The following is a 13,271-nucleotide window of genomic DNA, read 5'->3' as shown; positions in this document are numbered from 1 at the left end:
ATTCGTGGGATGAGCCGCTGCGTCGCGTCACGCGCGCGCGGCCGGATCGAGTGCGTCGACGAGCGCCGTGACCGAGTCGAACGCGCGGTCGGCATCGGGCAGCGGCGGCCGGCGCAGCATCACGACCGGCAGCCTGCGTTCGCGCGCGACGTCGAGCTTGGCCTCGGTGGCCGCGCCGCCGCTGTTCTTGCTGACGACGACGTCGATGCCCGCCAGCGCGAACAGCGCGCGCTCGCCTTCGGGCGTGAACGGCCCACGCGCCGCGACGACCTGCGCGCGGGCGTTGCCGGGGTGCGCATCGAGGCAGCGCACGAGCCAGAACTGGTGCGGCGGGATCGCGTCGAGATGCGCGAGCGGCTCGCGGCCGAGCGTGAACAGCGGGCGCCTGAACGGCGCGAGCGCGGCCTCGATGCCGGCCCAGTCGTCGACCATCCGCCAGTCGTCGCCCGGTTGCGGCGTCCACGGCGCGCGTCGCAGCGCCCAGAGCGGCACGCCCGCGGCGCGCGTCGCCGCCGCGGCGTTCGCGCTGATTTGCGCGGCATACGGATGCGTTGCGTCGATCACGAAACCGATGCCGGCGTCGCGAAGATACGCGGTGAGCCCGGCCGCGCCGCCGAAACCGCCGACGCGCACGTCGCAGCGCAGATCGTCTGGCGTCTTGCCGAGACCGGCGAGACTGTAGACATGATGCGGGCCGAGCGTGCGCGCGATCTTCAGCGCATCGCCGGTGCCGCCGAGCAGTAGGATGCGCGGGCTCATCGCGCCTCCCCGACGAAACGGCCCTGCCGGTCGATCGCGAACATCTCGACCGAGACCGACGGCGGCACGATGTCGCGCGCCACCCGCAACGCATGCGCGCAGACGAGATCGCCGAGCGGCACGCCGTCGGCCTGCGCGAGTTTCAACGCTTCCTGGCTCGTGTTCGCGGCGCGCATCGCGGCCTGCAGCGCATCGCTCGCGCCGGCCTCGGCCGCCCACTGCGCGAGCAGCGGCAGATCGATGCTCGAATGGCGGCTGTGCAGGTCGAGATGGCCGGCCGCGAGCTTGCTGAGCTTGCCGAAGCCGCCGCACATCGACAGGCGCGCGACCGGCGCGCGCCGCAGGTGCTTGAGCACCGCGCCCGCGAAATCGCCCATTTCGATGAGCGCCATGTCGGGCAGACGGTAGTGCGCGCGCATCGCGTCCTCGCTCGCGTTGCCCGTGCAGGCGGCGATGTGCGCGATGCCGTTCGCCCGTGCGACGTCGATGCCCTGATGAATCGACGCGATATAGGCCGAACACGAGAACGGCCGCACGATGCCGGTCGTGCCGAGGATCGACAGCCCGCCGACGATGCCCAGGCGCGAGTTCATCGTCTTCAGCGCGAGCGCCTCGCCGCCTTCGACGCCGATCGTCACGTCGAAGCCGCCCGCGTAGCCGTGTTCGGCGGCGAGCGCTTCGAGGTGCGTGGTCATCATCTGGCGCGGCACCGGGTTGATCGCCGGTTCGCCGACCGGCAGCGTCAGCCCCGCACGCGTGACCGTGCCGACGCCCGGCCCGGCATGAAAGCGCACGCCGGGCGCCGCCGCGAGCGCGACACGCGCGAAGATCAGCGCGCCGTGCGTGACGTCCGGATCGTCGCCGGCATCCTTGATCGTGCCGGCTTCGGCGCCCTCGGCCGTGGCGCGGCAGAATTCGAGCCGCATCATCACGCGCTGCCCCTTCGGCAGCACGATCTCGACCGCGTCGTCCGCGTGACCTGCGAGCAACAGCCGCGCGGCCGCGAGCGACGTCGCGGTCGCGCAGCTGCCGGTCGTGTAGCCGAAGCGCAGCGGCGCGGGCTGTTCGGGGGTTTCGTCGCGCATCACGCGTCCATTGGGTTCGACGTGTTCGACATATGCGACGAGCTGGTCGCGTCTGTCGCGTCGGGCTTGCGCACGTCGTACAGCGTGACGGGCAGCGGCTGCCGCCACGTGTCGAAGCGGCCGAGCGGCTCGGCATGCGCGAGCGACACGCGCGTGAGCGTGCCGCCATGCGCATCGCGCCACGCGGCCAGCGCCGTCTCGCCCTGCAGCGTGACCGCGTTCGCGACCAGCCGCCCGCCGGGTTTCAGCGACGCCCAGCACGCGTCGAGCACACCCGGCGCCGTCGCGCCGCCGCCGACGAAGATCGCGTCGGGCGCGGCGAGCCCCGCGAGCGCAGCGGGCGCGCGGCCCGCGACGAGTTGCAGGCCCGGCACGCCGAGCGTATCGCGGTTGTGTTCGATGAAGCGCTGCCGCTCCGCATGCGCTTCGATCGCGATCGCCTGGCAGGATGGATGCGCGCGCATCCATTCGATGCCGATCGACCCGCTGCCGGCGCCGACGTCCCACAACAGTTCGCCGGGGGCCGGCGCAAGACGACCTAGCGTCATCGCGCGCAGGTCGCGCTTGGTGAGCTGGCCGTCGTGGCGGTATGCGTCGTCGGGCAGGCCGGGCGTGAGCGCGCGGCGCGGCGCATCGGGCCCCGCCTGGCAGTCCAGCGCGACGAGATTGAGCGCGGCGGTTTCGTCGACGTTCCAGTCCTGCGCGAGGCCGTCGATACGGCGCTCGAGCGGCCCGCCCAGATGCTCGAACACGCTGACGCGCGTCGGCCCGAAGCCGCGTGCGGCGAGTTCGGCCGCGACGGCGGCCGGCGTGCGGCCGTCGGCGCTCAGCACGAACAGGCGCCGGCCCGGCAGCAGGTGGCGCGCCAGCGTCGCGAGCGGACGCCCGACGAGCGACACCGCGCCGACGTCCTGCAGCGCCCAGCCGAGGCGCGCGGCGGCGAGGGACAGCGACGACGGCGCGGGCAGCACGCGCCATTCGTCGGGAGAAAGCTGGCGGGCGAGCGTCGCGCCGACGCCGAACAGCATCGGGTCGCCGCTCGCAAGCACGCATACGGGCGCGCCGCGGCGCGCGAGCAGCCCCGACAGGTCGAACGGCGACGGCCAAGCTTCGCGCGCGGCCCGCAGCCGGGCGGGCAGCATGTCGAGATGCCGTTTCGCGCCGACCACATGCGTCGCGTCGAGCAGCGCGCGCCGCGCGTGGCGTCCGAGCCCCGCGTAACCGTCGTCGCCGATGCCCACTACCGTCAGCCACGCCGTCATGCACCCTTCCCCATCGTTCGATTCCATCGTGTCGCCGCGCGGCCGTGAAAGCGCCGGTGCAGCCGTCCGCATTGCGAAAAACGGCATGGTACCGTGTTCCACCCGGCGTTTCATCCGCCGGCCCGCCCGCGCCCGATCGTTGCCCGCTTCGCCCGCCGCGAATGGCCGGCCGGTCGCGAATCGCGGCCGAAATCGGGTATCCTACGGCCGTTCGTTCGCCGGTGCCCCTCGGGGCCGAAGAGGGAACACAGGGCGCCTCGCGCGCCGCTGTGGCTGCCCCCGCAACTGTAGACAGCGAGCCGATCTCCCCCTCATGCCACTGGTTTCACCGGGAAGGCCGGGAGCCGGCGCCGACCTGTCAGCCAGGAGACCTGCCGGCCAGAAAGTGCGTGCGTGCCAGTCGGCGTCGGGCGGGGTGTACCGATGCGTTGGCCGCGGCGCCACACTGTCCCGGTATCCCGTTGAATTCCGCTCCCGATTCGATTCCTGCGTCGCCCGCCGTGCGCCCGTCGGCTTGCCCGGGGCTCGTGCGCGTGGTCGCGGCCGTCGACGGCGGGCTGTGCCGGATCAAGCTGCCGGGCGGCCGGCTCGACGCGCGCCAGGCGCGCGCGATCGCCGCCGCCGCGCGCCTGTACGGCTCCGGTGCGATCGACGCGACCAATCGCGCGAATCTCCAGCTGCGCGGCATTCGCGACGGCGCGGCCGATGCGCTGGCGCACGCGCTGCTCGACGCGGGGCTCGGCCCCCGCGCAAGCGCCGACAACGCCACCGTCGATGCAGCCGCGCTCGCGGCGAGCGACGACGTCCGCAACGTGATGGTGAGCCCGCTCGCCGGGCACGACCCGGCCGCGCTCGTCGATAGCCGCGCGCTCGCCGAGTCGCTGCTCGACATGCTGGCGAGCGAGCCGCGCCGCGGCGAACTGTCGCCGAAATTCTCGATCCAGCTCGACGGCGGCGAAACGGTCGCGGCGCTCGATCATCCGCACGACATCTGGCTGGCGGCGTGGCGTCGCGGCGACGGCGCGATGCGTGTCGCGGCGGGGCTGGCCGGCTGTCCGCCGGTTGCGCGCGGCGACCGGCCGGCTTCGGTCGACGTATCGCCCGATCAGGCCGTCGCGCTGGTTCGCGCGCTGCTGCGCGCGTTCCTCGATCTCGCGCCGGCCGAGGTCACGCGGATGCGCGCGTTGCTGGAGACGTGCGACGAACGCACGCTGCTCGAACGCGCGCAGCACGACCTGCCCTTCCCGCTCGCGGCCGATCCGGCGCTTGCCGACTGGCGGCGCACGCGCACCGACCCCGCGTTGCGCTTCGGCGCGCGCCCGTCGCGCGACGCGGCGCGCTGCAGCGTCGGCGCGCAATTCGCGCTCGGGCGGCTCGACGCGGCGCAACTGGAACGGCTCGCCGCGCTGGCCGAAGTCGACGGCGACGGCACGCTGTCGATGACGCCGTGGCAAGGCGTGTTCATGCACGGCGTCCCGAACGCGCGTGCGGCCGCGATGCGCGAAGCACTCGCGTCGCTCGGCCTCGTGTGCGCGTCGTCCGAACCGCTGGCGGCGCTCGTCGCCTGCACCGGCAGCGCAGGCTGCGCGAAAGCGCACGCCGACACGAAACACGACGCGCGCGCGCTCGCCGCGCGTCTCGGCCATCCGCTCGACGTGCATCTGACCGGTTGCGAACGCCACTGCGCGCTGCCGCACCCCGCCGCGCATACGCTCGTCGCGGTGGCGCCCGCGCACTACGACCTTTACCGGCGCGACGCGGCCGCGGGCCTCGGCGCCCCGCTCGCGCGCCATCTGACGATTGACCAGGCCGCGGTCCGACTCATGGACGCGCGGCACACCCAGGACACCACCGATGCTTGACTACATTCGCGACGGGCAGGAAATCTACCGCCAGTCGTTCGCGACGATCCGCGCCGAGGCCGACCTGTCGCAGATCCCGCCCGATCTCGAGAAACTCGCGGTGCGCGTGATCCATGCGTGCGGGATGGTCGACATCGTGTACGACCTGCGTTTTTCCGCGGGCGCCGGCACGGCCGGCCGTACCGCGCTCGCGGCCGGCGCGCCGATCCTGTGCGACGCGAGGATGGTCGCCGAAGGCATCACGCGTGCACGGCTGCCCGCGGCCAATCGCGTGATCTGCACGCTCGGCGAGCCGGAGGTGCCCGATCTCGCGCGGCAACTGGGCAACACGCGTTCGGCCGCGGCGCTCGAACTGTGGCGCCCGCATCTCGCGGGCAGCGTCGTCGTCATCGGCAATGCGCCGACCGCGCTGTTTCATCTGCTCGACATGATCGACGCCGGCGCGCCGCGCCCCGCGCTGATCCTCGCCTTCCCGGTCGGTTTCATCGGCGCGGCCGAATCGAAGGCGATGCTCGACGCCGACAGCCGCGGCGTGCCGTACGTCGCGCTGCTCGGCCGGCGCGGCGGCAGCGCGATGGCCGCCGCCGCGGTCAATGCGCTTGCAACGGAGGTCGAATGACGACGGCGCGCGGACGGCTGTTCGGGGTCGGCGTCGGCCCAGGCGACCCTGAACTGATGACGATCAAGGCGCTGCGCGTGCTGCAGGCGGCGCCGGTGGTCGCGTATTTCGTCGCGAAAGGCAAGAAAGGCAACGCGTACGGCATCGTCGAGGCGCACCTGCTCGACGGGCAGACGCAACTGCCGCTCGTCTACCCGGTGACGACCGAGGCGCTGCCGCCGCCGCTGTGCTACGAGACGGTGATCGCCGATTTCTACGACACCGCGGCCGACATCGTCGCCGCGCACCTCGATGCGGGCCGCGACGTCGCGGTGATCTGCGAAGGCGACCCGTTCTTCTACGGCTCGTACATGTATCTGCACGACCGCCTCGCGCCGCGCTACGACACCGAGGTGATTCCCGGCGTGTGCGCGATGCTCGGCGGCACGGCCGTCCTCGGCCAGCCGCTCGTCTATCGCAACCAGAGCCTGTCGGTGCTGTCGGGCGTGCTGCCCGAGCACGAACTGCGCGAGCGGCTCGCGCGGGCCGACGCGGCCGTCGTGATGAAGCTCGGCCGCAATTTCGACAAGGTGCGGCGCGTGCTCGACGAACTCGGGCTCGCGAAGCGCGCGCTGTACGTCGAGCGCGCGACGATGGCGAACCAGCGCATCGTGCCGCTCGACGAGGTCGATCCGATGGCGTCGCCGTATTTCTCGCTGCTCGTCGTGCCGGGGGAAAAATGGCAAGGATGACGACGCCGCCCGCGATCGTGATTCTCGGCGCGGGCGCGCTCGATACCGCACGGCGTATCCAGGCGCGTTACCCGGGCGCCCGCGTGCACGGGCTTGCCTCGCGCGTCGACGCCGACGTGTCGTTCGACGAACTCGGCGCGCACCTGCGCGAACTCTATGCACGCGGCTTGCCGATCGTCGCGCTGTGCGCGGCCGGCATCGTGATCCGCTGCCTCGCGCCCGCGCTCGCCGACAAGGGCGTCGAGCCGCCGGTGCTCGCGGTCGCGGAGGACGGCTCGGCCGTCGTGCCGCTGCTGGGCGGGCTGACGGGCGTCAACGCGATCGCGCGTGAAATCGCCGCATGCGTCGGCGTCGCGCCGGCGATCACGACGAGCGGCGAACTGCGCTTCGGCGCATGCGTGCTCAATCCGCCGGAAGGCTATGCGCTCGCCGACCTCGCGCAAGGCAAGCGCTTCGTGTCCGACCTGCTCGCGGGCGCGTCGACGCGCATCGACGGCGCCGCGCCGTGGCTCGACGGGGTCGCGTTGCCGCGCGATGCCGCGGCCGCGCATGCGATTCGCGTGACGCCCGATGCGTGGCGCGGCGCGCGCGACGAACTCGTGATTCATCCGCGCAGCGTGGTGGTCGGCGTGGCGGCGGATGCCGTGCATGCAGCGCAAGCGCTGGCCGTGCGTATCGAAGCCGCGCTCGACGGGCAGGGCCTCGCGCGGCTGGCGCTCGCGGCCATCGTCGCGCCGGCGTCGGCGATCGGCGACGCCGCACTGGAAGAAGCGGCGAGCACGCTCGACGTGCCGCTGCGTTTCGTCGATAGCGGTGGCGATCGTGACCGCGACGCGCCCGCGGACGCCGCCACGCTGCTCGGCCGCGCATTACGTGTCACCCACACGCTGCGTGACGCAGCGAACGGTCTCGCGTGCGCGGTCGCATCGCAGCCGGTCGATCCGGCCACGCTCGGCCGCGCACGCGGCCGCCTGACGGTGCTCGGCCTCGGCCCGGGCGGCGCAGCATGGCTCACGCCGGCCGCGCGCGCGGCGCTCGCGGACGCGACCGACATCCTCGGCTACACGACCTACGTGAACATGGCCGGCCCGTTTCGGGCGGACCAGCGCGTGCACGGCACCGACAATCGCGAGGAAATGCAGCGCGCGCGCCATGCGTTCGAACTCGCGGCCGAGGGCCGGCGCGTCGCGGTCGTGTCGTCGGGCGACCCCGGCGTGTTCGCGATGGCCGCGGCCGTGCTCGAAGCGCTCGACGAAGCACGCGACCCGCAATGGGCCGCGGTCGACTTGCGCGTGGAGCCCGGCATCTCCGCGTCGCTCGCGACGGCCGCGCAGGCCGGCGCGCCGCTCGGCCACGATTTCTGCGCGATCTCGCTGTCGGACAACCTGAAGCCGTGGGACGTGATCGAGACGCGCCTGCGGCACGCGGCGCAAGCCGATCTCGTGATGGCGTTCTACAACCCGATCTCGCGCGCGCGGCCGTGGCAGCTCGACCGTGCGCTCGATATCGTGCGCGCGCATCGCGCGGCCGATACGGTGGTCGTGCTCGGCCGCGACATCGGCCGGCCGGGCGCGACGCTCTCGACGACGACGCTCGGCGCGCTGCGCGGCGCGCAGGTCGACATGCGCACGATGGTGATCGTCGGCTCGTCGACGACACGGCGTTTCGCGATCGGCAACGCGCGCGAATGGGTCTATACGCCGCGCTGGTATCGGTGAACGCGGCTGCGCGCGGCGTGGCGCGTACCGCATCCCCGGCGACGCTCGCGTGAATGCGCATGCATGCGCACCGGCAATCGGCATGCCGGCGCGTCGCCGGTTCTCTGGAACCGGTCCATGCGCACTGCGTCGCGCGACCGGTCGGAAAAAGTGCCCGCCCCGCGTTTCGAAACGCGAACGAATCGGCAAATTCGTTACGTATCGGAAATCGAATAACGAAAAGAAGAACACCTAAATTCCCTATTCGACGCGAATCCTCCAAGATAGGCACGCCGCCGGTGGGACACCTGCGTTGCCCGCCGGCGGCGATACGCAGGCCAGCGTATCCCTCTTCCACTTGGAGAACACAGAATGAACAACAATGTGTTGCCGCGTTTCGTTCCGCGTGCGTTTGCCGCGGGTTGTCTGCTCGCGATGGCGAGCGTGTCGCACGGTGCCGGCGTCTATGCACCGTATGTCGACGTGACGCTTTATCCGACACCGCTGGTCGACCAGATCGGCGTGCGCCAGGGCATCCAGCAGTTCACGCTCGCGTTCGTGGTCGCGGGCAACGGCTGCGTGCCGTCGTGGGGCGGCGTGCAGCCGATCGGCAACGGCGCGAGCGGCGGGCTACTGACCGCGCTGTCCACGTCGATCGCGAGCTACCGCGCGAAAGGCGGCGAAGTCGCCGTGTCGTTCGGCGGCGCGAACGGCACGCCGCTGATGCAGGCGTGCTCGACGGTCCCCGCGCTGAAGACTGCATACCAGACGGTGATCGATACGTACGGCCTCACGCATGTCGATTTCGACATCGAGGGTGCGTCGCAGCAGGATACGGCGGCGGTGGCGCGCAACTTCCAGGCGGTCGCGCAACTGCAGGCCGACTACGCGGCGAAGGGCAAGCCGCTGCACGTGACGCTGACGTTGCCGACGATGCCGACCGGGCTCACGCAGGACGGCGTGAACGTCGTCAACGCGGCCATCTCGAACAAGACCACGTTCGATGCGGTCAACGTGATGGCGATGGATTACGGCCCCGCGAACATCGACATGGGCGCCGCGGCGATCAGCGCCGCGCAGGCGCTGTATTCGCAGCTCGACACGGCGTTCAAGTCGGCCGGCCAGCCGAAGACCAACGCGCAGCTGTGGCAGATGGTCGGCGTCACGCCGATGATCGGCGTGAACGACGTGCAGGGCGAAACCTTCACGCTCGCGAATGCGCAGACCGTGCTGAACGCGGCGGTCGCGAACGGCTACGGTTTCTTCGGCAACTGGTCGGTCGGCCGCGATCAGGCGTGCCCGTCCGGCGGCACGTATGCGTCGCCGACCTGCTCGGGCGTCGCGCAGCAGCCGTACGCGTTCGCGGCGATCTTCAGGAAGCTCGACGGCAAGTGGGGCGCGGGCGTCACGCAGGACCCGAACTACGGCGGCGGCTCGGACGGCGGCACGCCTCAGCCGGGTGCACCGTGGGCGGCCGGCCAGGTCTATACGGCCGGCGCGACGGTCACCTACCAGGGCACGACGTATCAGGCGCAGTGGTGGACGCAGGGCGACGTGCCCGGCCAGGCCGCCGTGTGGAAGCCGGTCGGCGGCGGCACGCCTGCGTGGTCGGCGACGACCGCGTACCAGGGCGGCACGTGCGTGACGTACCAGGGCGCGAAGTATTGCGCGAAATGGTGGACGCAGGGCGACAACCCGAGCGCGGGCGGCGTGTGGGTGAAGTCGTGACGGTGCGGCGCGCTCGCGCGTGACGCGCGGCGGGCCGTTTTCGGCGTGGCAGGACCGCACGCCGGCGACGGCCCGCAGCCGGCGCCCTACCCGCGCGCGTGCTCGGCCAGCAGCCGCGCCTTCGCGTCGACGAGCAGCGCCGCATGCGTGTCGCGATGCTGGCGGATCCGCTCGGTCGGCCCGACGATCGACAGCCCGTACCAGTCGCCGTCGAGCGTCAGCGCGACCGCGATCGCCGACAGTTCGGGCGCGCTTTCGCCGAAATTCTCCGCCCAGCCGAGTTCGCGAAACCGCGCGGTCTGCGCGACGAGCGCCGGCAGGTCGGCCACCGTCGCGTCGGTGAAGCGTTCGAATGGTAGTTGCGCGCCGAGTGCCTGCTGCGCATCGGCGGCGAGTTCCGCGAAGATCGCCTTGCCGATCGAATTCGCATGCAGCGGCCGCAGTTCGCCCGGTTGGCGCGTATAGCGGATCGCCTGCTCCGATTCGACGACGTCGAGGTACGTGACCGACGCGCCCTGGATCTTGCCGAGCACGGCCGTTTCGCGGCTCGCGTCGCGCAGTGCGACGAGGTGCGGATGCACGATGTCGACGACCGGATCGGTCGCGTCGATCGCGGCGGCGACCGTCTGCAGGCGCCGCGTCGGATAGTAGCCGCCGCGCTTGCGCACTTCGTACAGATAGCCGCGGCTCACGAGCGTGCGCGCCATCGCGAGGCAGCTCGACGCCGGCACGTTGAGCAGGCGCGCGAGTTCGGTGAGCGGCAGCGGCCGCCGTTCGGCGGCGAACAGCTCGAACAGGTCGAGCGTGCGGGCAACGAGTTTGACGTCCATGACGAGCGCTTGATTCGGAACGGGAACCCGCGCGCCGGGCGGGCCGCCGGGTCGGTACGGTCAGTACGACTTCGGCAGCCCGAGCACCTTCTCCGCGATGTAGCACAGGATCAGTTGCGGACTCACGGGCGCGAGCCTCGGAATCATACACTCGCGCAGGTAGCGCTCGACATGGTATTCCTTCGCGTACCCCATCCCGCCGTGCGTCGCGATCGCCGTCTGGCACGCCTGGAACGCCGCTTCCGCGCCGAGGTATTTCGCCGCGTTCGCCTCCGCGCCGCACGACTGGCCCGCGTCGTAGCGCGTCGCGGCCTTCATCACCATCAGCCACGCGGCCTCGAGCTGCATCCATGCCTGCGCGAGCGGATGCTGGATCGACTGGTTCTGCCCGATCGGCCGGCCGAACACCACGCGCTCGCACGCATACTGCGTCGCGCGGCGCAGCGCGGCCTGCCCGAGCCCGATCGCCTCGGCGGCGATCAGGATCCGTTCGGGGTTCAGCCCGTGCAGCAGATAGCGGAAGCCGTCACCTTCGTTGCCGATCAGGTCGTCGCGCGGCACGCGCAGATTGTCGATGAACAGCATGTTCGAATCGACCGCCTTGCGGCCCATCTTCTCGATTTCGCGCACCTCGACGCGCGAGCGGTCGAGGTCGGTATAGAACAGGCTCAGCCCGTCGGTCGGTTTCGCGACCTGATCGAGCGGTGTCGTGCGCGCGATGATCAGCATCTTGTTCGCGACCTGCGCGGTCGAGATCCAGATCTTGCGCCCGCTCAGCACGTAGTGATCGCCGTCGCGGCGCGCCTGCGTGCTCAGGTGCGTGGTGTCGAGCCCGGCGTCGGGTTCGGTCACCGCGAAGCATGCCTTGTCGCGCCCGGCGATCAGCGGTGGCAGGAAGCGCGCCTTCTGCGCATCGTTGCCGAACACCTGCACCGGATTCAGACCGAAGATGTTCATGTGGACGGCCGACGCGCCGGACAGCCCGGCGCCCGACGCGCTGATCGTGCGCATCATCAGCGCCGCCTCGGTCATCCCGAGGCCGGCGCCGCCGTAGGCCGGATCCATCGCGATGCCGAGCCACCCGGCCTCGGCGAGCGCCGCGTGGAAATCGGCCGGAAACCCGCCCGCGCGATCGCGTTCGAGCCAGTAGTCGTCGCCGAAGCGCGCGCAGATTTTCTCGATCGCGCTTTCGATCGCGCGCTGGTCGTCGGTCAGGTTGAACTGCATGGACTGCTCTCCCGGCAAGCGTGAACGGCCGCGCCGCTCACAATGGAAACACGCCCGTCGCGACCGCGGCGAAGACCATCAGCACGGTGGCGGCGAACAGGAACGGAATCGTGAATTTCTGGTGCTCGGCGAGCTCGACGCCGGTCAGGCCGACGATCAGGAACGTCGCGGGCGTGAGCGGGCTCACCGGGAAACCCGTCGTCATCTGGCCGAGCAGCGCGGCCTGCGCCATCTGGATCGGTGGCACGCCGAGCAGCTTGCCGCTCTCCGCGAGCACCGGCAGCACGCCGAAGTAGAACGAATCGGGATCGAACAGCAGGCTGAGCGGCATCGACAGCAGCCCGAGCACGAACGGCATGTGGCGCGCATGCTCGACCGGCACGTGCGCGACGACGACCTCGGCCATCGCCTTCAGCATCCCGGTGCCGGACATGATGCCGGTGAACGCGCCGGCCGCGAGCAGCACGCTCGCCATCATCAGCGCGGCCTTCGCATGCGCGTCGATCCGCTCGCGCTGCGCGTGCACGTCCGGATAATTGATCACGAGCGCGGCGACCGTGCCGAGCATGAACATCACCATCGGGTCGACGATGCCCGACACCAGCGTGACGAGCACGACCTGCGTCAGCGCGACGTTGATTCCGAAGCGGCCCGGCCGGCGCAACGCGCGCTCGGCGTCGGTCAGCTCGCGCGGTGCGATCGCGAGCGCGGCCGCGCCGGCGCGGTCGAGCCCGAGCCGCTTCGCCTCGCGCACGCCGAGCACGTACGCGGTGCCGAATACGAACACGAGCCCGACGATCTGCACCGGGATCATCGGCGTGAAGATCGCCGAGCCGGGAATGTGCAGCGCGGCCGACGCGCGCAGCATCGGCCCGACCCACGGCAGGAAATTGACGCCGGCCGCCATCGACGCGACGCACGCGAGGATGCGACGATCCATCCCGAGCCGCGTATAGAGCGGCATCATCGCGGGCAGCGTGACGAGAAACGTGACGGCGCCCGAGCCGTCGAGATGGATCAGCAGCGCGAGCAGCGCCGAGCCCGTCACGATGCGCGGCGGATGGCAGCCGATCACGCGCAGCACGCCGGCGATGATCGGATCGAGCATCCCCGCATCGGTGAGGATACCGAAAAATAGAATCGCAAAAACGAACATCCCGGCGATCGGGCCGATGTTCTGTACGCCGTGCACGACGAACTTGCCGGTCTGCAGCCCGAAGCCGGCCGCGAACGACGCGGCCACCGGCACGACGATCAGCGCGACGAGCGGCGACAGCCGCTTCGTGATGATCAGGCCGAACAGCGCGACGATGGCGATCGCGCCGATCCATGCGAGCATGATGCGTCTCCTCTTCAGCCGGTGCGCGTGTCGGTGCGTGTCGATGCGCGGGCCGGCGTGATGTCCGAATGGTTGGTGTGCCGGCGCGCGCGGCCGTGCGCCGCAAGGCGGCACGGCCGACGGCGGCCAGGC

Annotated in this window: 11 protein-coding genes and 1 riboswitch; of the genes, 5 read left to right on the top strand and 6 right to left on the bottom strand. The window is 71.2% G+C overall.

The features are described from left to right. Positions 1-27: 27 nt before the first annotated feature. From LGM42_RS06015 to cbiE, 3 genes are read right to left on the bottom strand one after another with little or no spacing between them, the layout of a single operon-like run. Positions 28-759 (bottom strand): cobalt-precorrin-6A reductase, encoded by a 732-nt coding sequence (locus LGM42_RS06015; RefSeq protein WP_226231789.1) that lies wholly within the window; start codon positions 757-759, stop codon positions 28-30. After that, on the bottom strand, positions 756-1,844 hold the full coding sequence (locus LGM42_RS06010; protein ID WP_226231788.1) for a cobalt-precorrin-5B (C(1))-methyltransferase: 1,089 nt from the start codon (positions 1,842-1,844) through the stop codon (positions 756-758). The genes LGM42_RS06015 and LGM42_RS06010 overlap by 4 nt, the downstream gene beginning before the upstream one ends. Further along, on the bottom strand, positions 1,844-3,106 hold the full coding sequence (gene cbiE, locus LGM42_RS06005) for a precorrin-6y C5,15-methyltransferase (decarboxylating) subunit CbiE (RefSeq protein WP_226232038.1): 1,263 nt from the start codon (positions 3,104-3,106) through the stop codon (positions 1,844-1,846). The genes LGM42_RS06010 and cbiE overlap by 1 nt, the downstream gene beginning before the upstream one ends. A 202-nt stretch (positions 3,107-3,308) precedes the next feature. Then, positions 3,309-3,500: riboswitch (cobalamin riboswitch) on the top strand. 67 nt (positions 3,501-3,567) lie between these two features. On the opposite strand from cbiE, the gene cobG reads away from it, so the two are divergent. From cobG to LGM42_RS05980, 5 genes are all read left to right on the top strand, one after another. Then, complete coding sequence (cobG, locus tag LGM42_RS06000) at positions 3,568-4,968, top strand: precorrin-3B synthase (RefSeq protein ID WP_226231787.1); 1,401 nt, start codon at positions 3,568-3,570, stop codon at positions 4,966-4,968. After that, positions 4,961-5,587, top strand: a complete 627-nt coding sequence (locus LGM42_RS05995; protein ID WP_226231786.1) for a precorrin-8X methylmutase — start codon at positions 4,961-4,963, stop codon at positions 5,585-5,587. Before cobG ends, LGM42_RS05995 begins: the two co-directional genes overlap by 8 nt. Next, positions 5,584-6,318 (top strand): precorrin-2 C(20)-methyltransferase, encoded by a 735-nt coding sequence (locus tag LGM42_RS05990; protein ID WP_060318548.1) that lies wholly within the window; start codon positions 5,584-5,586, stop codon positions 6,316-6,318. Before LGM42_RS05995 ends, LGM42_RS05990 begins: the two co-directional genes overlap by 4 nt. Continuing rightward, the gene (gene cobJ / locus LGM42_RS05985; protein WP_226231785.1) at positions 6,315-8,036 is read left to right on the top strand and encodes a precorrin-3B C(17)-methyltransferase; all 1,722 of its coding nucleotides are present in this window, start codon (positions 6,315-6,317) and stop codon (positions 8,034-8,036) included. The genes LGM42_RS05990 and cobJ overlap by 4 nt, the downstream gene beginning before the upstream one ends. A gap of 351 nt (positions 8,037-8,387) precedes the next feature. Further along, positions 8,388-9,743, top strand: a complete 1,356-nt coding sequence (locus tag LGM42_RS05980) for a chitinase (RefSeq protein ID WP_060318541.1) — start codon at positions 8,388-8,390, stop codon at positions 9,741-9,743. Between the two features lie 86 nt (positions 9,744-9,829). Here LGM42_RS05980 and LGM42_RS05975 read toward each other — a convergent pair whose 3' ends face one another. Genes LGM42_RS05975 through LGM42_RS05965 form a run of 3 tightly spaced genes read right to left on the bottom strand, consistent with a single transcriptional unit; the run spans position 9,830 to position 13,139 of the window. Further along, positions 9,830-10,573, bottom strand: coding sequence for an IclR family transcriptional regulator (locus LGM42_RS05975; protein ID WP_226231784.1), 744 nt, complete (start codon positions 10,571-10,573; stop codon positions 9,830-9,832). A 60-nt stretch (positions 10,574-10,633) separates the two neighbouring features. Continuing rightward, positions 10,634-11,800, bottom strand: coding sequence for an acyl-CoA dehydrogenase family protein (locus LGM42_RS05970; RefSeq protein ID WP_226231783.1), 1,167 nt, complete (start codon positions 11,798-11,800; stop codon positions 10,634-10,636). A gap of 37 nt (positions 11,801-11,837) precedes the next feature. Further along, on the bottom strand, positions 11,838-13,139 hold the full coding sequence (locus tag LGM42_RS05965; RefSeq protein ID WP_226231782.1) for a CitMHS family transporter: 1,302 nt from the start codon (positions 13,137-13,139) through the stop codon (positions 11,838-11,840). Between the last annotated feature and the right edge of the window lie 132 nt (positions 13,140-13,271).

Source organism: Burkholderia sp. AU39826 (genome assembly GCF_020419965.1).
Classification (GTDB): Bacteria; Pseudomonadota; Gammaproteobacteria; order Burkholderiales; family Burkholderiaceae; genus Burkholderia; species Burkholderia semiarida.
This window is presented reverse-complemented; position numbering and strand designations above follow the sequence as displayed.

What these genes read in the sequence shown, in the direction of transcription:
- LGM42_RS06015 (WP_226231789.1), bottom strand. Translation starts at nt 759, where the DNA reads ATGAGCCCGCGCATCCTACTGCTCGGCGGCACCGGCGATGCGCTGAAG.
- LGM42_RS06010 (WP_226231788.1), bottom strand. Translation starts at nt 1,844, where the DNA reads ATGCGCGACGAAACCCCCGAACAGCCCGCGCCGCTGCGCTTCGGCTAC.
- cbiE (WP_226232038.1), bottom strand. Translation starts at nt 3,106, where the DNA reads ATGACGGCGTGGCTGACGGTAGTGGGCATCGGCGACGACGGTTACGCG.
- LGM42_RS05995 (WP_226231786.1), top strand. Translation starts at nt 4,961, where the DNA reads ATGCTTGACTACATTCGCGACGGGCAGGAAATCTACCGCCAGTCGTTC.
- LGM42_RS05990 (WP_060318548.1), top strand. Translation starts at nt 5,584, where the DNA reads ATGACGACGGCGCGCGGACGGCTGTTCGGGGTCGGCGTCGGCCCAGGC.
- cobJ (WP_226231785.1), top strand. Translation starts at nt 6,315, where the DNA reads ATGACGACGCCGCCCGCGATCGTGATTCTCGGCGCGGGCGCGCTCGAT.
- LGM42_RS05980 (WP_060318541.1), top strand. Translation starts at nt 8,388, where the DNA reads ATGAACAACAATGTGTTGCCGCGTTTCGTTCCGCGTGCGTTTGCCGCG.
- LGM42_RS05975 (WP_226231784.1), bottom strand. Translation starts at nt 10,573, where the DNA reads ATGGACGTCAAACTCGTTGCCCGCACGCTCGACCTGTTCGAGCTGTTC.
- LGM42_RS05970 (WP_226231783.1), bottom strand. Translation starts at nt 11,800, where the DNA reads ATGCAGTTCAACCTGACCGACGACCAGCGCGCGATCGAAAGCGCGATC.
- LGM42_RS05965 (WP_226231782.1), bottom strand. Translation starts at nt 13,139, where the DNA reads ATGCTCGCATGGATCGGCGCGATCGCCATCGTCGCGCTGTTCGGCCTG.